Source organism: Cellulomonas sp. ACRRI, assembly GCF_022346185.1.
Classification (GTDB): Bacteria; Actinomycetota; Actinomycetes; order Actinomycetales; family Cellulomonadaceae; genus Cellulomonas.
In genome coordinates, this window is sequence record NZ_JAKRMS010000084.1 from 1 (window position 1) to 20,344 (window position 20,344).

Consider the following 20,344-nt stretch of genomic DNA (forward strand, 5'->3'; position numbering starts at 1 on the left):
GCGCGGCGGCCCCGCGCGCCCCCGCCCCCCGCCCCCCCGCCCGGGGGGGGGGCGGGCGGGGGGCGGGCGCGCCCGCGCCCGCGGGGCGCGCGGGGGCGCGCGGGGGGGCGCCCCCCCCCCCCCCCACCACGAGGGCGTCCAGGGTGGCGGACGCGCCGCGCTCGGTGAGCGTGGAGAACATGATGATCGGCATGGTGTGCCGGTTGCGGCGCAGCGCGCGCACCGCCTCGATGCCGTTCATCTCCGGCATCTCGATGTCCATGGTGACGAGGTCGGGTGCCAGCTGGTCGACCTTGGCGAGCGCGATGCGCCCGTTGGAGGCGAAGCCCACCACCTCGATGTCGGGGTCGCGCGAGAGCGAGTCCGTCACCAGCCGGCGGACGACGACCGAGTCGTCGACCACCAGCACACGGATCCTGGTCACGAAGTTCCCCTTACACGCGGACCGGCCGCACCGGCCGGGTTCGTGGTTCTGATCGGTCGGTGCGGCCGGTTCCTGAGCCGCCGGGGCGGCCCGGTGGGCGCCGTCAGTAGGTGAAACGGGCGACCCGCTCGTGCAGGTCCGCGGACAGCGACGCGAGGTCCCTGACCTGCGAGGACACCGCCCCGAGGACATCCGCGGAACGCGCCGCGGCACCCGCGACGCCGGTGATGTTGGTGGCGATCTCACCCGACCCCGTCGCGGCCTCCGCGACGGAGCGCGACATCTCGTTGGTGGTCGCCGTCTGCTCCTCCACCGCGCTGGCGATGGTGAGCTGGTAGTCGTTGATGCTCGCGATGATCTGGGAGATCTCCCCGATCGCCGTGACGGCCGCCGAGGTGTCGTTCTGGATGGCCTCGACCCGGCGGGCGATGTCCTCCGTGGCCTTGGCGGTCTCCTGGGCGAGCTCCTTGACCTCGCCGGCGACGACCGCGAAGCCCTTGCCGGCCTCCCCGGCGCGCGCGGCCTCGATCGTCGCGTTCAGCGCCAGCAGGTTGGTCTGCTCCGCGATGCTGGTGATGACCTTGACGACGTTCCCGATCTCCTGGGACGACGAGCCCAGGCGGGCCACCTGCTCGTTGGTGGCGGCGGCCACGTCGGTCGCCTGGCTCGCCACCTTGGCGGCGTGCGAGGCGTTCTGGGCGATCTCCCGGATGGACGCGCCCATCTGCTCGGCGCCGGCGGCGACCGCCTGCACGTTGCGGGACACCTCCTCGGCGGCCGCGGCGACCACCCCGGCCTGCGCGGAGGTCTCCTGGGAGCCCGCCACCACGTCGCCGTTCGACGCGGTGAGGCTGGCGGCGGTCGTCTCGACCGAGCCGGCCGCGTCCACCACACCCGCGAGCGTCGTGCGCAGCGACTCCTGCGCCTGGCCGAGCGCGTCGGCCATCCGGCCCGTCTCGTCGTGCCACGGCACCTCGGCCGGCACGGTGAGGTCGCCGTCGGCCATCGCCTCGAGCGAGCCCTGCACGCTGCGCACCGCCCGGGTGATCCGGCGGATGACCAGCACGGCCAGCAGCCCGGACAGGGCGGCGCCGACCACGAACGCGGCGACGAGCGCGACGATCGTCCGGTCCACCTCCGCGCGGCTGTCCGCGAGGATCTGGTCCACCTGCGCGTCGACCTGGCCCTGCGCGAGCGCGAGGGCGCGGCCCGCCCAGTCGGGGTCGGCCGAGGCGTCGGCGGCGAGCGCGGTCCGCAGCCCCGGCAGGTCGCCCGCCTGGACGAACGGCAGCAGCGTGCCGTCGCGGTAGGTGACCCACGCGTCCCAGCGGTCCACGAAGTCCGCCCACTGCCGGGTGCCGGACTGCGGGTAGGCGTCGATGGCCTCGATCTGGGCGGCGACGTCCCGGTCGTTCCACGCGGAGGACTCCAGCAGCTGCGCCCGCACGGACTCGTCCGTCGCCTCGGCGGCGCGGTGCACCAGCAGGTGGCTGCGGGTCTGGGCGGTGCGCAGCTCGGACATCGCCGACTGCAGGTCGCCGGTCAGGCCGGACATCTCCTCCAGGTGCTGGCCCGCGCGGTACAGCGCCACGGCGCCGACGCCGCCGACGAGGGCGAACGTGCCGCCGAGCACCAGCAGCGAGACGGCGATCTTCAGCGCGATCGGGCGGTCCCAGAACCAGGACGCGCGGTTCCGGCGGGCCGCGCCGGCCGGGGTGTGGTCGGTGGTGCGCATCAGCCCAGCTCCTCCGCCGTGTAGTAGCCGCCGTCCACGAGGACCTGGCGGTAGTTCTGCCCCGTGACCACCTGCGGCGCCAGCAGGTACGACGGCACGACCTTCACGCCGTTGTCGTACGAGGCGTTGTCGTTGGTCTCGGGCTCCGCGCCGTCCAGCAGCGCGCGCACCATCGAGACCGCGACCTCCGCGAGCTGGCGGGTGTCCTTGTAGACCGTGCCGTACTGCTCCCCCGCCGCGATCGACTTCGCGGACGCCAGCTCGGCGTCCTGGCCGGTCACGACCGGCAGCGGCTGGTCGGCCGAGCCGTAGCCGATGCCCTTGACCGCGTCCAGGATCGCGATGGAGATGCCGTCGTACGGGGACAGCACGCCGTCCAGGCGCCGGTCCGCGTACCGCGGGAGCAGGGTCTGCATCCGGGCGGTGGCGTTCTTCGGGTCCCAGGCGGCGGTCGCGATCGTCTCGAAGTCCGTCTCGCCGGACGGCACGACGAGCACCCCGGAGTCGAGGTACGGCTGCAGCACCTGCATCGCGCCGCTGTAGAACACCGACGCGTTGTTGTCGTCCGTCGACCCGGCGAACAGCTCGACGTTGTAGGGGCCGGTCGCGCCGGTGGGCTCGCCGCCGGCGTCGAGGACGCCGAGGCCCTGCAGCAGCTGCGTGGCCTGCAGGACGCCGACCCGGGCGTTGTCGAAGGTCGCGTAGTAGGCCACGTCGGGCGACTCGCGGATCAGCCGGTCGTAGGCGATCACCGGGATGCCGGCGTCGGCGGCCTCACCGAGGACGTCCTTGAGCGCGACGCCGTCGATGGAGCCGATCACCAGCGCGTCGGCGCCGGCGGCGATCATGTCCTCGAGCTGCTGGACCTGGGTCGGCACGTCGTTCTCGGCGTACTCCAGGTCGACGTCGTAGCCGAGCGCCTGCAGCTGGTCCTGGACGTTCTCGCCGTCCGCGATCCACCGCTCGGAGGTCGTCGTGGGCATCGCCACGCCGACCAGGGGCCGGCCGTCCTCGCCGGCGCCACCGCCCGCTCCCGGGTCCGCGGACCCGCAGCCCGCGACCGTCGCCACCGCCACCGCCACCAGGGCGAGGGACGCGGCGAGCGCATTCCCCGCACGGTGACGCTTCCCGTGCCTCATCTCGACTCCCTCGTCCGATCCGGCGCGGCGCCCCCTGGCGCTGCCGTGCCCCTCGGATCGACCGCGACCGCGGCGATGTGAGCGCTCGCGCGGGGAAACGGCGGGTGAACACGCGCGAGGCCGCCCGGGTGCGGGACCCGGGCGGCCTCGTGCGGGCGACGGGTCCGTCAGTAGGTGAAGCGGGAGACCCGGCCGCGCAGGTCCTCGGACATGCGCGCGAGCTCGCCGATCGAGTCGCCCATCTGGCCGAGCGTCTGCGAGGAGGTCGCCGTCGCCGACGCCACGCCCGTGATGTTCGTGGCGATCTCGCCCGAGCCCGTGGCCGCCTCGGCCACCGACCGGGACATCTCCGTGGTCGTGGCGGTCTGCTCCTCCACGGCCGAGGCGATGGTCAGCTGGTAGTCGTTGATGCTGGCGATGATGTGGGAGATCTCGCCGATCGCGGTCACGGCGGCGCCGGTCTCCGCCTGGATGGCCTCGACCCGGCGGACGATGTCCTCGGTGGCCTTGGCGGTCTCCTGCGCGAGCTCCTTGACCTCCCCGGCCACGACCGCGAAGCCCTTGCCCGCCTCGCCCGCGCGCGCCGCCTCGATCGTCGCGTTCAGCGCCAGCAGGTTCGTCTGCTCGGCGATGCTGGTGATGGCCTTGACGACGTTGCCGATCTCCTGGCTCGACTCCCCGAGCCGGGTGACCTGGTCGTTCGTGGCGGCGGCGACGTCGGTGGCCTGGCCCGCGACCTTGGCCGCCTGCGAGGCGTTCTGCGCGATCTCGCGGATCGAGGCGCCCATCTCCTCGGCGCCCGCCGCCACCGTCTGCACGTTGCGGGAGACCTGCTCGGCCGCGGCCGCGACGACGCCGGCCTGCGCCGAGGTCTCGTCGGAGCCGGCGACCACCTGGTGCGACGCGACGGACAGCTCCTCGGCGGCCGCGGCCACGGTCTGAGCGGTCTCGACCACGCCGGACACCAGGCCGCGCAGGCTGGTCTGGGTGCGCTCGAGGTCGACCGCGAGGGTCCCGATCTCGTCCCGCCCCGTCACGCCGGACGGCACGGTCAGGTCACCGTCGCCGGCCGCGGAGAGCGCGTGCGACACGCCGCCGATCCGCCGGACGATGCCCCGCGCCACCACGAACGCCAGGGCGGACGCGGCCACCGCGCCGACCAGCGCGACCAGCACCGTGATCCACACCGAGCGGGCGCCCAGGGCGTCGGTCTCCTCCGCGAGCGCCGCCGCCTGGTCCCCCTGCGAGGTGGTCTCGACCTGCATCGCGTCCAGCACCGCGGTCGTCAGCGGGCGCACGGTGTCGTTGAAGTAGGTGCCGAACTGCTCGGTGTCCCCGGCGTCGGCCATCGGGAACAGCGTGTCCTCGGCCGCCGCGTAGTAGTCGTCCAGGGCCGCGACCATCGTGTCGACGTCGTCCTGGCTGACCGCGTTGGCCCGGTACTCCTCGATCTGCGCGGCGAGGTCGGCCTGGCGCTCGGTGAGCTCGTCCGCGAGCGTGGCGCGGATCTCGGCGTCCGCGATGCCGTACTGGATGACGCGGGCGCGGTCGCCCTGGAACGAGCGCTGGATCTCGGTGAGCTGCTGCAGCGGCGTCACGTTGCCGGAGTACATCTCGGCGGCGTCCGCGCGCAGGGTGCGCAGGGAGCCGATCGCCACGGCGGTCACGACCGCGGTCATCGCCACCATCACGAGCACCGCGGTGAGGATCTTGACCAGCACCGGACGGTCGGCCCAGAGCCGCCGAGGGGAGCCGTCGTGCTGCACGCTCATCTGTCGTTCCTTCGTCGAGGGGGACCTACGTCCTCCCCATCGGCCGCCGCCGCGGGAGCGCGAGCGGTTCCACGGCGACCGCCGGGTGGAATCGGCGCCGACGGGCGGCCCGGCGGGCGCCGCCCCCGCGCGCCGAGTGGGCAGTCGACACGTCGAGCGAGCATCCGGTGGTGGCCCCCACGCCGTGTCGACTGCTCGCTCGGCGTGGTGGCCCCCACCGGGCGGGGGCCACCGGGCGGGGTCAGTAGCGGAAGCCCGCCACCCGGGCGCGCAGGTCCTCGGACATCCGGGCGAGCTCGCCGATCGCGCCGCCCATCTGGTTCAGCGTCTGCGACGACTCCGCGGCCGCCGCGGCGACCCCGGTGATGTTCGTGGCGATCTCCCCGGAGCCGGTGGCCGCCTCGGCGACCGACCGGGACATCTCGTTGGTCGTCGCCGTCTGCTCCTCGACCGCGCTGGCGATCGTCAGCTGGTAGTCGTTGATCGACGCGATGATCGACGAGATCTCGCTGATCGCCGCCACGGCCCCGGTCGTGTCGCCCTGGATGGCCTCGACCCGGCGCGCGATGTCCTCGGTCGCCTTGGCGGTCTCCTGGGCGAGCTCCTTGACCTCGCCGGCCACGACCGCGAAGCCCTTGCCGGCCTCCCCGGCGCGCGCGGCCTCGATCGTCGCGTTCAGGGCGAGCAGGTTCGTCTGCTCCGCGATGCTCGTGATGACCTTGACGACGTTGCCGATCTCCTGGCTGGAGACCCCGAGGCGGGCGACCTGGTCGTTGGTCGACTGGGCGACGTCGGTGGCCTGGCCCGCGATCTTCGCGGCCTGCGTGGAGTTCTGGGCGATCTCGCGGATGCTGGCGCCCATCTGCTCGGCGCCCGCGGCGACCGTCTGCACGTTCCGGGACACCTGCTCCGCCGCGGCGGCGACGACGCCGGCCTGCGCGGAGGTCTCGTCGGAGCCGGCGACCACCTGGTGCGACGCGGCGGACAGCTCCTCGGCCGCGGCGGCCACGGTCTGCGCCGTCTCGACGACGCCCGACACGGTGGCGCGCAGGTTCTCCTGCGCGCGGGTCACGGCCCGGGCCATCTGGCCGAGCTCGTCGGCGGAGTCGACCGCCGGCACGACCGTCAGGTCCCCCTCGGCCATCGCCTCGACCGCGCGCTGCACCTCGGTCACCTGGCGCCGGATCACCTGGGCGATCACCAGGCCGACGCCGGCGACCAGCAGCACGCCCAGGGACAGCACGATCACCAGCACCCGGGCACCGGCGGTCGCCTGCGCCTCGGCGCTGTCGGCGGTCTGCCGCAGGAAGTCGTCCGCGCTCTTCTCGGCGGCGTCGAGGCCGGCGATCATCGCGTCGACCGCGGCCCGGGCCTCGCCCTCGTTGACAGCGTCGAACGCGACGTCGTCGCCGGCGAAGGCCGCCGGCACCAGCTGCTCGTCCCGGATCTGCCGGTACTGCGCCCACGCGGCCTGGAAGTCGGCCCAGCCCGGCACCTCGACGCCGCCGAGGCCCTCCTCGAACGCGTCCGCCGCGGCCTGCAGGTCCGCGTCCGTCGCGGCGATCTCGTCCAGGGCCTCCTGCTGGTCGGCCTCGGTCGTCGACTCGCCCGCGCCCGCCTCGGCGATGACCATGCGCGCCTTGATCTCCTCCTGGTGCACCACGGCCAGCGGCGCGATGACGTCGGAGGCCACGCCCTGCACGGTGCCGGTGTCGTCCGCGAGGGAGCTCATGCGCACGGAGGCGAAGGTGCCGGTGCCGGCGACCACCGCGACCACGAGGGCCAGCAGCAGCAGGATCTTGGTGCGGACGCCGCGGTCGACGAACAGCGCCGTCGCACGGTTGCCGCCGGTCGCGCGGGGGGTGGGAGTGCCGGGGGTGCGCGCGGGCGCGGACCCGCCCGGGCCGCGCGGCGTGGGCACGCGGTCGAGGACGGCCGTGCGCGGCTGCCTCGACGTCGTGGTGACGCTCATGGTGGGTCCTCGTTCCTCGGTGTCGTCCCCTGCTGGGCATCTGATCGACCGGGCGGGCACCCGCGTGAGCGGCTGCCCGGGGTGAACCCGCGGTGAACGACGACCGGCCGCGGCGCCCCCTCGTCGGGGTCGCCGCGGCCGGTGCGTGCGGGGGTGCTCAGTAGGTGAAGCGGGCCACGCGTCCGCGCAGGTCCTCGGACAGCCGGGCCAGCTCGCCGATGGAGTCGCCCATCTGGTTCAGCGTCTGGGAGGACTGGGTCGCGGCCGAGGCCACCCCGGTGATGTTCGTGGCGATCTCCCCCGAGCCCGTGGCCGCCTCGGCCACCGACCGGGACATCTCCGTGGTCGTGGCGGTCTGCTCCTCCACGGCCGAGGCGATGGTCAGCTGGTAGTCGTTGATGCTCGCGATGATGTGGCTGATCTCCCCGATCGCCCCCACCGCGCCGCTGGTGTCCGCCTGGATCGCCTCCACCCGCCGCGCGATGTCCTCGGTCGCCTTGGCCGTCTCCTGCGCCAGCTCCTTGACCTCCCCGGCCACCACCGCGAAGCCCTTGCCCGCCTCCCCGGCCCGCGCCGCCTCGATCGTCGCGTTCAGCGCCAGCAGGTTCGTCTGCTCCGCGATGCTCGTGATGACCTTGACGACGTTCCCGATCTCCTGGGACGACGCCCCCAGCCGCGCCACCTGCTCGTTCGTCACCGCCGCCGCGTCCGTCGCCTGACCCGCGACCTTCGCCGCCTGCGAGGCGTTCTGCGCGATCTCCCGGATCGAGGCCCCCATCTGCTCGGCACCCGCGGCCACCGTCTGCACGTTCCGCGACACCTGCTCCGCAGCCGCCGCCACGACCCCCGCCTGCGCCGACGTCTCGTCCGACCCCGCCACCACCTGGGTGGACGCCGCCGACAGCTCCTCGGCCGCCGCCGCCACCGTCTGCGCGGTCTCGACGACGCCCGACACCACGCCGCGCAGGCTGCCCTGGGCCGTGGCGAGGGACCGGGCCATGTCACCGAGCTCGTCGGCGGTGCGGACGTCGGCGCGGACCGTGAGGTCGCCCTCGGCCATCGCCTCGAGCGCGTGCCGCACCTGGCCGGCGCCCTGCGCGAGCCGCCGCGACACGGCGAAGCCCACGGCCAGCACGACCGCCAGGCCGGCGACGAGCAGCACGACCACCGTCACGATGGTGCGCGTCACCAGCGCGGACGCCGCGTCGGTGCTCGCGTCGGCGACCTCGGCCACCGACTGGTTCTCCAGGGCGATCGCGTCCGCGGCGATCGTGGTCTGCGGCAGGATCTGCGCGCGGTAGAAGGCCGCCGCCCCGGCCACGTCGCCGTCGTCGGCCATCGGGAACAGCTCGTCCTGCGCGAGGCGGACCATCTCGTTCCAGCCCGAGTCGAAGTCGGACCACGCCTGGTCGTTCACCGCCAGGTCGTCGTACGCGGCCTGCTGCTCCTGGATCTTCGCGATGTACTCGTCCAGCTGGTCGCGCAGGTCCGCGCGCACGTCCGTCGATGCCGCCGGGTACTCGACCATCCGGGCCCGCCCCGCCTGGAGCGCGCGCTGCAGGTCGCTGACCTGGCCGAGCTGGGCGACGTAGGCGCCCTCCTTCGCGACCTCGTCGCGCAGCTGGACCAGGCTGGTCGCGGCGGCGATCACGACGAGCACGGCGACGAGCCCGGAGGCGGCGAGCAGGCCGAGCACCTTGCCGGCGATGGACAGCCGCAGCCCGCGGGCGCGGGACGGGGCGGTGACGGTTCGGGACATGGACGCTCCACTGCGTGCGGGGGCGACGCGACCCGCGCGGCTGAGCGCGGGCCGGACGCGTCGCCGGGACGCCCCTCCCATCGGCAGCGCGCTGACCTGCGTGACCGTCCTCGGCGGGTGAAGTGAAGCGCTTTGCAGCCGGGACGACGCGAGGGGCCCGGGCCGACCACCGGGGAGGAGGTCGGCCCGGGCCCCTCGCGGGTCCGGCTGCGCGCGGGCGTCAGGCCGCGGTGGCCTGGTCCACGTCCAGGACCAGCAGCAGCCGGCCGTCGAGCTTGTGCGCGCCGAGGATCAGCGGCCGCAGGGCGGCGTCCAGCGTCTCCGGCGGGGCCTCGAACGTCTCGGGGCCGACCTCCATGACGTCGCCGATCTCGTCGACCAGGAGGCTGACGGGCTCGCCCGCCACCTGGACGACGACCATCATCGGCTCCGCGTCCTCGCCCAGCGGCTCGAGGCCGAGGCGGGGGCGCAGGTCGACCGTGAGGACGACCTGGCCGCGCAGGTTCACCAGCCCGGCGACCCCGGGCGGGGCCAGCGGCACGCGGGTGCGGACGTGCGAGCGCAGCGCCTCCTGCACCCGCGTGACGTCGACGCCGTACAGGCTGCCGCCGAGGCTGAACGTGACGTACTGGCTCATCGGGTGGCTCCCACCAGCTCGGACCCGCCGACCTGCGTCGGGAGGTCGTCGTACGTGGAGCGGTGCTCGGGCCGCTCGTCGTAGAACGCCGCGTCGGCGGCGAGGATCGCGCGGCGCACGTCCAGCAGCTCGGTGACCTTCTCCCCCAGCACCGTGGAGCCGACCAGGCCGGCGTCCTCGATGTCGGAGTGCCGGGCCGAGTCGTCGTCGACGATGTCGACGATCTCCTTGACCACGAGGCCGACGCTGCGGCCCGCGCGGCTGTAGACGACGAGCAGCAGCTCGGACGACTCCTCGGACCCGTAGGCGCCGAGGATCCGGTCGAGCCGGGCCAGCGGCAGGATCGTGCCGCGGTACTGCACGACCTCCCGGCCGCCGACGTACTCGACCTGGTCGGCCTGCACGTGCTCCAGGCGGGCGACCGACGCGAGCGGCATGGCGACCTGGCGGCCGCCGCCGATCCCGACGACCAGGACCTGCTGGGTGTCGCGGACCGCGTTCGCCGCGGCGTTGTCGTGCGCGTCGCGGGCGGCGACGTCGAGCTCGCCGGCCAGGGCGCGGCGGGCGATGGCCTGCACGTCCAGGATGAGGGCGACGTGGCCGTCGCCGAGCACGGTCGCGCCCGAGTACGCGCCGATCGCCTTGAGGCGGGCGGACAGCGGCTTGACCACGATCTCCTCGGTGTTCAGCACCCGGTCGACCAGCAGGCCGAACCGCTGCTGGTCCGACTGGACCACGGCGATGACCGCGTTCTCCGGGCGCTCCCCGCCGACCTCCAGGACCTCCGAGAGCGACACCAGCGGCAGCAGCTCCCCGCGCAGCCGGTACACGGCCGCCTCGTGGATGTGCTCGATGCCGGACTCCGAGCGCTGCGAGTCGAGCGCGACGAGCTCCAGCAGGTTGACCTGCGGGATCGCGTACAGGTCGCCGGTGCACTCCACGGTGAGCGCCGGCATGATCGCCAGCGTCAGCGGGATGCGCAGCCGCCACGTGGTGCCGCGGCCCACCGCCGAGTCGACCTCGACGGCACCGCCGATCGCCTCGATCTTGGTGCGGACGACGTCCATGCCGACGCCGCGGCCGGACACGTTGGTGACCGCCTCGGCCGTCGAGAAGCCGGGCAGGAACAGCAGCTGCAGCAGGTCCGCCTGGCCCATCGACGCGACCTGGTCGGCCGTGCGCAGGCCCTTCTGGACAGCCTTGGCGCCGATCTTCTCCGGGTCGATGCCCCGGCCGTCGTCGGCGACCTCCACGACCACCTGGCCGGACGCGTGGTACGCGCGCAGCGCCAGGACGCCCTTGGGCTGCTTGCCCGCGGCGACGCGGTCGGCGGAGGCCTCGATGCCGTGGTCGACCGCGTTGCGCACCAGGTGCGTCAGCGGGTCCTTCACGGCCTCCAGCAGGCTGCGGTCGAGCTCGGTGTCCCCACCGGACAGCTCCAGCTGCACCTCGCGGTGGCAGGCCGCCGCGACGTCGCGGACCATGCGCGGCATCTTGGACCACAGGTGCTCGATGGGCTGCATGCGGGTCTTCATGACCCCCTCCTGCAGCTCGCCGGCGATGAGGTTGAGGCGCTGCGCGGAGCGGGCGAGGTCGACGTCGTCGGTGCCGCCCGCCAGCCGGCTGATCTGGTTGCGGGCCAGCACCAGCTCCCCGACCTGGCGCATGAGGGCGTCGAGCAGGTCGACGTCGACGCGGATCGAGGCGTCGGCGGCGCCGGCGCGCAGCGAGCCGAGCTCCTCGGCCGGGGCCGCGGCGGCGGCCGGGCTCGGGGCCGGGGCCGGCGGCGCGGGTGCCGGGGCCGGGGCGACCGCCTCGACCGCCGGGGCCGGCGCGGGCGCCGGGACCACCGCCGGCGGCGCGTCGGTGGCCGCCACGGGCGTCGCCGCCACGGGGCTCGCCGCCACGGGGGCCGCCGCCACGGGCGCGGGGTCGGGCTCGACGGGCGCGGCGGCCGGCTCGGGCGCGGCCTCGGCGGCCGGCTCGGCGCCGGGCTCGACCGCCTGGATCGCCTCGATCGCCGCGATCACCGCGTCGATCTCGACCCCGCCCTCGCCGCCCTCGACCTCGATCGCGCGCAGGATCTCGCGGATCGTGTCCACCAGGCGCAGCAGCACGTCGGTGGTCGCCTGGTCCATGGACCGGCGGCCGTCGCGCAGCTCGACCAGCAGGTTCTCCCCCGCGTGGGCCACGCGCTCCAGGCGCGAGAACGCGAGGAACCCGCTGGTTCCCTTGATCGTGTGGATCGTCCGGAACACGCTCGCGATGAGCGAGCGCGACCCCGGTTCGCTCTCCAGGGCCACCAGGTCCTGGTCGAGCTGGTCGAGGTTCTCGTGGCTCTCCACGAGGAACTCGCGGACGATCTCGTCCATGTCCTCCACTGCTGCCTCCTACCGGGTGCGGACCCGTCTGTGGTGAGGATCGGCGGGCACGCGCCTTCACCCGCCGCGCGGCCGTCACCCGGACGGGTGGCCGGGCGCGCACCGGGGGCGTCGCGGCGGAGCAGGGCGCACCGGGAGCGCGGGGGTGCCGCCGAGGGAGGGCGCCGCGGCGGGCGCCCGGCCGTCAGCGGCCGGGGCGGTCCTCGTCCGTGCCCGGCTCCGGGTCGGCCGCCGGGGCGGGCTGGCCCGCGACCAGGCCGCGCAGGGACTCGACCGCGTCGTCGCCGGCGTCGGTGGCCGCGAGGTTCGCGGCCGTGACGGCCTCCAGCACCTCGGCGCGGTGCACGGCGACGGAGCGCGGGGCGTCGATGCCGAGGCGGACGCCGTCGCTGCGCACCTCGATCACGGTCACGACGATGTCGTCCCCGATCACGAGTCGCTCGCCGACTCGTCTGCTCAGCACCAGCATGGCGCCGACCCTACCTTCCGCGCGCAAGCGGCCGGCGCACCGCCCACGCCCGGCGCCGCCCGGCGCGCCCTCCCGGCCCGGGCCGCTCGCGCGCGACCCCGCCCGTTCTCCGGCGGATGTCGCGCCACCACCCGACCGATCGGGTGGTGGCGCGACGAGCGGGCGGAGACCCGGGAGCCGCCCGCGCCGGGGCCGACGGGGCGGTCAGCCCCAGACGGTGCCCTCGGGGAGGTGCTCGCCCAGGGCCGCGGCCCACGCGACCCGGGACGCGGGCACCCCGTCGATCCAGGCGACCGGGACGCCGAGGCCCAGCACCGTGCCGGGCTCGCTGGTGTCGAACAGCCCGCCCACGGCGAGCGCGTCCAGCGGCCGGCGCGCGCCGACGCCCGCGATCCACCGGGCGCAGTCCCGGGTCTTGCTGCGCGCGTCGACGACGCCCCAGGCCTGGTCGGGACCGAGGGCGGCGAGCAGCTCGGCGGCGGCGTCCTCGCGCGCGCGTCCCGGGCGGACGCCGAGCGCCACCAGGGTGACGCCGTCCGCGGCGGGCAGCTCGGCGCGCCACCGGGAGGCGGCCGCCGGCGTGGTCAGCCGGCGGCCGGGGGCCGACCCGGCCGACGCCGCGTCCGCGTCCCCGGCCAGCACCACCGGGCCGGAGCCCGAGCGCAGGGCCAGCAGCTCGGCGACGCGGGCGGCGTCCTCCGGCGGCCCGGCGACGACGAGCACCGTCCCGGGGTCGCGCGGGACCGGCGGCGCGGCGGGCACGGCGGCCAGCAGCCGCGCGAGCTCGACCGGCCCGTCGCCGACCGCGGCCAGCAGCGGGGCGGGCACGCCGAGCTCGGCGAGCGCGGCGCGCGGCACCCCGCCCGACGCCGCACCGGCACCGGCACCGCCGCCGGCACCGGCAGCGGCAGCGGCACCCGGCGCGACGCGCTCCACGGCGGGCACCGGTGCGGGCGCGGGCAGGACCGGGGGCGCGGCGGGCTCGAAGGTGCGGCCCGCGGCGTCCACGGGTGCCGCCGCGGGCCGGCCCGCCGCGGGCGGCGGCACCTCCAGGTGGTGGTCGGGCGCCACGGCCCCGGTCATCGCCCGCATCTGCTCCAGCACGGAGGCGAAGGACTCCTCACCCGTCGACACCCGCGGCGGCGCCTCCGGCACCGACCCCGGTCGCGCGGGCGGGAGCACGTCCGAGCCGGCGGGCCCGAACCCGTCCGGCCCCGCGTCCGCGGCGTCCGCGGCGGCGAGCAGCGCGTCGATCCCCGCCGCCCCGCCGGCGCCGCCGGAGCCCGGGCCCGCCGCGCCCACCGTGACGCCCCGGCGCCGCAGCAGCCCGGTGGTGGGCGCGGGCGGCGCGTCGGGCACGTCGATCGTCAGCTCGTACCGCTCCCGCGCGAAGAACCCGGCGAGCCCGCCGGTGCGGACCCGCTCGGCGCGCACGATCCGCGCCGTCGGGCCGAACTCGGCGCGGACGTGCACCATGAGCTCGGCCAGGTCGGCGCCCTCAAGCAGCAATCGCGTGGGCACCGCTCACCACCCCGACGGTCTCGATCCGGACGCCGCCGCCGGTGACCTCGGCGTAGGACAGCACCGGCAGCCGGTCGAGCGCCAGGATGACCACCTTGCGCAGCGCCGGCCGCAGCGCGGGGGCGCAGACGAGCACGACGGACCGGCCGGTGGCCTCCGCGTCGGCGACCTGCGCGCGCAGCCGCTCCAGCATCGCCTCCAGGCGGGTGGGGTCGGTGACGATCTGGGTGCCGGACTCCGACGGGCGCAGGGCCTCGACGAGGGACTGCTCGAAGACCGGGTCGAGCGTGAGGACCCGGAGCGCGCCGTCCTGCACGTACTGCGCGGACAGCGCCGGGCCGAGCGCGCCGCGCGCGGCCTCGACCAGACCCTCGGGGTCGGTGCCGACCTTGGCGCGCAGCGTGAGCGCCTCGTAGATCCGGGACAGGTCGCGGATCGGCACCTCCTCGGCGAGCAGCCCCTGCAGCACGCGCTGCACCTCGCCGAGCGTCAGCAGGCCGGGCACCAGCTCCTCGACCACGGACGGGTTGACCTGCTTGACGCCCTCGGTGAGCACCCGGACGTCCTCGCGGCCGAGCAGCCGCGGCGCGTTCCGGGTGATGATCGAGCCGAGGTGCGTGATGAGCACCGACACCCGGTCGACGACGGTCGCGCCGGCCATCTCGGCGGCGTGCCGGAGCTCGGCGGCGACCCACTTGCCCGGCAGGCCGAACACCGGCTCCACGACCGACTGCCCGGGCAGCGCGGCCAGGTCGTCGCCCAGCGCCAGGATGCGCCCGGGCGGCACCTCGCCGCGGCCCACCTCGACGCCGGCGATGCGCACGACGTAGGTGGACCGGGGCAGGTCGACGGAGTCCCGGGTGCGGACCGGCGGGACGACGATGCCGAGCTCCATCGCGATCTTGCGGCGCAGGCCGCGCACGCGGTGCAGCAGGTCCTGGTCCGGGCCGTTGCCGACCATGTCGACCAGGTCGGGCGCCAGCAGGATCTCCAGGGTGTGCACCCGCATCTGCTCGATGAGCGCCTCGGGGGTGTCGTTGCTGGTGGGCGCGGCGGTGGCCGTCGAGGCGGCGGCGAGCTCCGCGGCGGCGGCCTCCTTGGCCTGCGAGGCCTTGATGCGCTGGGCCACGACGATCAGGCCGGCGCCGACCAGCACGAACGGCAGCTTCGGCATGCCGGGCAGCAGGGCCAGCGCGAGCGCGCCGCAGCCGGCGATCAGCAGGGCGGTCCGGGACTGGGACAGCTGCTTGGACGCCGCGGTGCCCATGTCGCCCTCGGCCGTGGCCCGGGTGACGACGATGCCGGTGGACACCGACAGCAGCAGGGCGGGGATCTGGGTGACCAGGCCGTCGCCGATGGTCAGCAGGCTGAACCGCTCGAGCGACTCGGTGACGGACAGGCCCATCTGGACCATGCCGATGACGAACCCGCCGATCAGGTTGATCAGCGTGATGATGATGCCCGCGATGGCGTCGCCCTTGACGAACTTCGAGCCACCGTCCATCGCGCCGTAGAAGTCGGCCTCCGCGGTGACCTCCGCGCGGCGCCTGCGGGCGGTGTCCTCGTCGATCAGGCCGGAGTTCAGGTCGGCGTCGATCGCCATCTGCTTGCCGGGCATCGCGTCGAGGGTGAACCGCGCGCCGACCTCGGCCACGCGGCCGGCGCCGTTGGTGATGACCACGAACTGGATGACCACCAGGATCAGGAAGATCACCAGCCCGATGACCAGCGACCCGCCGACCACGAAGTGCCCGAACGCGTCGATCACGGCCCCGGCGTAGCCGTCGCGCAGCACCAGCCGGGTGGACGCGACGTTGAGCCCCAGCCGGAACAGCGTGAACACCAGGATCAGCGACGGGAACACGCTGAAGTCCAGCGGCTTCTGCACGTACATGCTGGTGAGCAGGATGACGAGCGCGGCCGTGATGTTCACGGCGATGAGCACGTCGAGCACCGCGGCGGGCAGCGGCACCACCAGCAGCAGCACGATGCCCACCACGCCCACCGGGACGGCGAGCTGGGAGATCTGCCGGTTCTTCATCGGAGGTCCTCGTCGGTGGTGGCGGGTACTGCTCTGGTCATCGGCAGGAACGGGCCGGTCATGCGGTCTTCTCCTGGCGCGCTCGCCGGCGGGCACCAGCGACGGTGGTCGGGACGTCGTCCGGGGCGACCGAGCCGCCCGGCATGGTGTGCTTGCCCATCGCCGCGCCGCGCCGCTTGAGCTGCATGACGAACGCGAGCACGCGGGCGACCGCGGTGAACAGGTAGGCGGGGATCTCGGCGTCCACGGCGCACGCGGCGTGCAGCGCCCGGGCCAGGGGGACGTCCTCGACCATCGGCACGCGGTGCTCGGTGGCGCGGGCGCGGATCTTGGCGGCGACGGCGCCCGCGCCCTTGGCGACGAGCCGCGGGGCGCCGGTGCCGGGGGTGTACTTGAGCGCCACCGCGACGTGCGTCGGGTTGACGATGACGACGTCGGCGTCGGCGACCGCGGCCATCATCCGGTTGCGGCTCATCGCCATCTGCTTGGACCGGATCTGGCCCTTGACCAGCGGGTCGCCCTCCGTGCGCTTGTTCTCCTCCTTGATCTCCTGCTTCGACATGCGCGTCTGCTTGCGGTTGCGGCGCACGACGACGAGCAGGTCGATCGCGGCGAGCAGCACGCCGGCCCCGATGCCCCAGATGATCAGCTGCTTCACGCCGGAGCCGGCGACGCCCAGCATGTGCTCGAGCGGGATGCGGCCCGTGCCCATGAGCTGCGGCACCAGGGCCTGCACGGCGGCGTAGAGGACGACGCCGACGACCGCGGTCTTGAGCAGGGTCTTGGCGCCCTCCCACCACGCGTTCGCGCCGAACAGCCGCTTGGCCCCGGACACCGGGTTGAACTGCGTGACGTTCGGCTTGAACTTCTTGACGTGCACGCCGCCCTGCGCGACCGCCACGGCGATGATCACGAAGGCGACGACGGCCATCAGCGGGCCGAGCGTCCCGACGACGGACCACAGGCCGTCGCCGAGCAGGTCGACGACCGTGCCGGCGTCGGGCGCGGCGATGGCCTCCCGGACGGCGGCGAGCTGGTCGCGCGCGGCGTCGGCGGCGCGGCTCGCGGTGCTCGGCAGCATGACCGCCGCGGCGGCCAGGCCCACCCAGGCGGTGAGGTCCTGGGACCGGGAGAGCTTCCCGTCCCGGTGGACCTCCTTCATCCGCTGGGCTGTGGCCTTCTCGGTCTTCTCCCCGCCGTCCCCGCCCCCGGCCATCAGGCGACCCCGAGGACGGCCTCGACGGCCTTGCGGGCCAGGTCGTCGACGACGCCCGGCAGGGCCAGGTACGCGAAGCCGGCGAACGTCACGGTCATCAAGATCTTCAGCGGGAAGCCCATGGCGAAGGCGTTGAGCGCCGGGGACACCCGGGTCAGCAGGCCCAGGCCCACGTCGGTGAGGAACAGCACGACCAGCAGCGGGCCGCCGATCTGCAGCGCCGCGAGGAACATGTCGGACAGCCCGGTGGTGACCGCCTGGCCCATCGCCGCGAGGTCCAGCCCGGTGCCCGGCGGCACGGCGTCGAAGGACCGCGCGAGCCCGCCGATCAGCAGCTGGTAGGCGCCCGACACGAACAGCAGGACCAGGCAGGTCATGTTGTACAGCCGGGAGAACTGCGCGCCGGAGGTCATGTTCTGCGGGTCGAACGCCTGGGCGAGCTGGAACCCGCCGAACAGGTCGATCAGGTTGCCCGCGGCCTGCACGGCCGAGAACACCAGCGAGACGAGGAAGCCCAGCGCGGCGCCGACGACGGCCTCCAGCACCAGGTCCCCGACGAACTCCCCCGTGGACTCCGTCGCGACGAGGTCCAGGCGGGGCAGCACGGCGAGCGCCAGCCCGACCGCCAGCATCGCCTTGACGGCGCCCGGGATCCCGCGGTGCGCGAACGGCGGCGCGATCATCAGGAACGCGGCGAACCGGACGCCCGCGAGCATCGCGGTCTGCACGGCGGCCAGGGAGAGGGTCACGTCCATCGCGCGGTCAGCCCCCGAGCAGCGCGGGGATGCGCTCGAAGAGCTGGTGCGTGAACGTCACGAGCTCCGCGATCATCCAGTGCCCGCAGACCAGCAGCGCCACGGCGGCGGCGATGGCCTTCGGCACGAAGGACAGCGTCACCTCCTGGATCTGCGTGACCGACTGCACCAGGGAGACGGCGAACCCGACGACCAGCGCGGTGACGAGCACCGGGGCCGAGAGCTTCGCGGCGATGATCAGGGCGTCCAGCCCGATGTCGAGGACGGCCGAGGTGTCCATCAGCCACCACCGCCCGACGCGGCGCCGATCAGGGCGGTCACGATGAGGCCCCACCCGTCGACGAGCACGAACAGCAGCAGCTTGAACGGCAGCGACACCATGACGGGCGGCAGCATCATCATGCCCATGCTCATCAGGACCGAGGACACGACCAGGTCGATGACGAGGAACGGGATGAAGATGACGAACCCGATGATGAACGCCGAGCGCAGCTCCGAGAGCATGAACGCGGGGATCAGCGTGAGCATCGGGACCGCGGACGGGTCCTCCGGGTTCGGCTGGTCGGCCGCCCGGGTGATCAGCGCCAGGTCCGCCTCGCGGGTGTGCCCGAGCATGTACTCGCGCAGCGGGACCGAGCCGGCGTCCAGCGCCGTCTGGAAGTCCATGCTGCCGTCGAGGTAGGGCTGCACCGCGTCGGTGTTGACGTCGGACAGCACCGGGGCCATCACGAACAGGCTGAGGAACAGCGCGAGGCCGGCGATCACCTGGTTCGGCGGCACGGTCGTCAGGCCGAGCGCGTTCCGGGTGAGGGACAGCACGACGAAGATCTTGGTGAAGCCGGTCATCATCAGCAGCAGCGACGGCGCCACCGACAGCAGCGTGATGCCGATGAGCACGACGATCGAGCTGCTGGGGGGTGCCGTTCACGCCGTTGATCGCCACCGACACCTCGCCGGTGCCGGGGTCCGCGGGGCCGGTCGGCGCGGCGGGGCCCTCGGGCGGGGTCGGCGCGGCGTGCGCCGCGCCGGAGCCCAGGACGACCAGGGCGACGACGAGCGCCAGCACCGCCAGGACGACCAGCGGCCAGCGGCGCCGGTCCGCGGCGTCGGCAGCCGCGAGGGCCTCGGCGCGGGCGCCGGACAGCACGAGGTCCACGTCGGCGGTCTCGGCGGCGGGGCGCGCGGTCAGGTCGGCGGTCACCGGCGCACCGTCCGCTCCCGCAGCACCGCGACGGCCTGCTTCCACGTGGACGGGGCGAGCACGGAGCCGTGCAGCGCGCCGTGCGGCGCGGCCTGCGGGGCGCCGGCGGCGGGCGCGGCGAGGCGCTCGATGCGGGCGGGGTCGACATCGGCGACCTCCAGGCCCACGAGCCCGGGCACCGCGGCGCCGGGACCCGAGGCCGAGGACGCCGCGGCGAGCGCGGCGGCGGACGCGGCGGCGGAGGCCGACGAGGCGGCGGTGGCGGCGGCGAGCGCGTCCTCGAACGCGGGCGCGGCGTCGGCCACCGGGGCGGTCGTGTCCGCGGCGGTGGCCTGCGGCACCGCGACGGCGCCCCGGGCGCGCCGCGGCGTCGGCAGCACGGCCGCGGCGAGCGCCCCGAGGGTGAGCGGCGCGGGGGCGGCGGGGGCGTCGGCCCCGTCCTCCGCGGTCTCCTCGTCGGCGACGGCGTCCAGCTCGGTCAGCATGGTGACGTTCTGCTCGCCGTAGCCGAGCAGCAGCCGGCGCTCGCCGACCGCGACGACCACGACGCCGGCGTGGCGGCCGAGCGCCTGGCGCCCCACCACCTCGACGGCCGGGCCCGCGGGCCGGCGGCGGCCCTTGCCCCACCCGGCGCGGCGCGCGAGGACCCAGATCAGGCCGATCACGCACGCGAGCGCCAGGAGGACGCGCAGGCCCAGGACGACGGTGTCCATCAGATGCTGCCGTCCTCACCACGGGCGATCTCGGTGATGCGGATGCCGAACTCCTCGTCGATCACGACGACCTCGCCGCGGGCGATGAGCCGGCCGTTGACCATGACGTCGGCGGGGCTGCCGGCGGCCCGGTCGAGCTCCAGGACGGCGCCCGGGGTCAGCTCGAGGACCTGGCGGACCGGCAGCTTGGTGCGGCCGAGCTCGGCGGTCAGCGTCATCTCGACGTCGTAGAGCACGTTCAGGCTGGCGCGCTGGGTCGGCACGCCGGGGACCTTCGCGGTCGGCTCGGTGCGCAGCCGCATCCCGAACCAGGCCTGCACGCCCTCGTCGGTGGTCAGGGCGACCAGGTGGGCGTCCGCCGGCAGCGCGGTGGCGACGGGCTCGGTGCGCGCGGCCTCCAGCACGCCGGCGCCGAGCTCGGCGACCGCCGCCTCCAGGGCCGGGCGCAGCGCGGCGGCCAGGTCGAGCGGGCTGCCGTCCGGCGCACCCGCGGCCAGCGCCTCGCGCACGGCCTCGTCGGCGACCAGCACCACGTCGGCGCTGTTCGGGCCGACGAACGAGGCGACGACCGCCAGCGCGTCGTCGGCGGGGCGGGCGCCGGCCGGGGCC

At 75.0% G+C, this 20,344-nt stretch carries 16 protein-coding genes and 1 pseudogene; all 17 read right to left on the reverse strand.

The features are described 5' to 3' along the window. On the reverse strand, positions 1-424 hold a 424-nt coding region (locus MHY85_RS14470; protein WP_239197461.1), incomplete at its 3' end, for a response regulator. A gap of 103 nt (positions 425-527) precedes the next feature. Beyond that, entirely contained in the window at positions 528-2,159 is a 1,632-nt protein-coding gene (locus MHY85_RS14475) for a methyl-accepting chemotaxis protein (RefSeq protein ID WP_239197463.1), read from the reverse strand. Then, on the reverse strand, positions 2,159-3,298 hold the full coding sequence (gene chvE / locus MHY85_RS14480; RefSeq protein WP_239197465.1) for a multiple monosaccharide ABC transporter substrate-binding protein: 1,140 nt from the start codon (positions 3,296-3,298) through the stop codon (positions 2,159-2,161). Before chvE ends, MHY85_RS14475 begins: the two co-directional genes overlap by 1 nt. A 167-nt stretch (positions 3,299-3,465) precedes the next feature. Further along, the gene (locus MHY85_RS14485; protein ID WP_239197467.1) at positions 3,466-5,070 is read right to left on the reverse strand and encodes a methyl-accepting chemotaxis protein; all 1,605 of its coding nucleotides are present in this window, start codon (positions 5,068-5,070) and stop codon (positions 3,466-3,468) included. Between the two features lie 241 nt (positions 5,071-5,311). After that, positions 5,312-7,042: a methyl-accepting chemotaxis protein gene (locus MHY85_RS14490; protein ID WP_239197469.1), complete on the reverse strand. Its 1,731-nt coding sequence runs from the start codon at positions 7,040-7,042 to the stop codon at positions 5,312-5,314. 157 nt (positions 7,043-7,199) lie between these two features. Beyond that, positions 7,200-8,801, reverse strand: coding sequence for a methyl-accepting chemotaxis protein (locus tag MHY85_RS14495; protein ID WP_239197471.1), 1,602 nt, complete (start codon positions 8,799-8,801; stop codon positions 7,200-7,202). 220 nt (positions 8,802-9,021) lie between these two features. Beyond that, entirely contained in the window at positions 9,022-9,438 is a 417-nt protein-coding gene (locus MHY85_RS14500; RefSeq protein ID WP_154728810.1) for a chemotaxis protein CheW, read from the reverse strand. Further along, on the reverse strand, positions 9,435-11,810 hold the full coding sequence (locus MHY85_RS14505; RefSeq protein ID WP_255733385.1) for a chemotaxis protein CheA: 2,376 nt from the start codon (positions 11,808-11,810) through the stop codon (positions 9,435-9,437). The genes MHY85_RS14500 and MHY85_RS14505 overlap by 4 nt, the downstream gene beginning before the upstream one ends. Before the next feature lie 193 nt (positions 11,811-12,003). Further along, on the reverse strand, positions 12,004-12,288 hold the full coding sequence (gene csrA / locus MHY85_RS14510) for a carbon storage regulator CsrA (RefSeq protein ID WP_239197475.1): 285 nt from the start codon (positions 12,286-12,288) through the stop codon (positions 12,004-12,006). A 204-nt stretch (positions 12,289-12,492) separates the two neighbouring features. After that, complete coding sequence (locus tag MHY85_RS14515; protein ID WP_239197477.1) at positions 12,493-13,809, reverse strand: hypothetical protein; 1,317 nt, start codon at positions 13,807-13,809, stop codon at positions 12,493-12,495. After that, on the reverse strand, positions 13,787-15,850 hold the full coding sequence (gene flhA, locus MHY85_RS14520) for a flagellar biosynthesis protein FlhA (RefSeq protein ID WP_239197479.1): 2,064 nt from the start codon (positions 15,848-15,850) through the stop codon (positions 13,787-13,789). Before flhA ends, MHY85_RS14515 begins: the two co-directional genes overlap by 23 nt. Positions 15,851-15,908: 58 nt before the next feature. Further along, a complete protein-coding gene (locus MHY85_RS14525) occupies positions 15,909-17,066 on the reverse strand; it encodes a flagellar biosynthesis protein FlhB (protein ID WP_239197481.1) in 1,158 nt (385 codons plus the stop codon). Next, on the reverse strand, positions 17,066-17,821 hold the full coding sequence (locus MHY85_RS14530; protein ID WP_239197483.1) for a flagellar biosynthetic protein FliR: 756 nt from the start codon (positions 17,819-17,821) through the stop codon (positions 17,066-17,068). Before MHY85_RS14530 ends, MHY85_RS14525 begins: the two co-directional genes overlap by 1 nt. Before the next feature lie 7 nt (positions 17,822-17,828). After that, positions 17,829-18,101, reverse strand: a complete 273-nt coding sequence (gene fliQ / locus MHY85_RS14535) for a flagellar biosynthesis protein FliQ (RefSeq protein ID WP_154730868.1) — start codon at positions 18,099-18,101, stop codon at positions 17,829-17,831. Then, a pseudogene (gene fliP, locus MHY85_RS14540) lies at positions 18,101-18,902 on the reverse strand (flagellar type III secretion system pore protein FliP). Before fliP ends, fliQ begins: the two are co-directional and overlap by 1 nt. Positions 18,903-19,018: 116 nt before the next feature. Next, positions 19,019-19,735 (reverse strand): flagellar biosynthetic protein FliO, encoded by a 717-nt coding sequence (gene fliO / locus MHY85_RS14545; RefSeq protein WP_239197485.1) that lies wholly within the window; start codon positions 19,733-19,735, stop codon positions 19,019-19,021. Beyond that, positions 19,735-20,344 (reverse strand): flagellar motor switch protein FliN (fliN, locus tag MHY85_RS14550; protein WP_239197487.1); only part of this gene is annotated, 610 nt, incomplete at its 5' end. The genes fliO and fliN, both read right to left, overlap by 1 nt.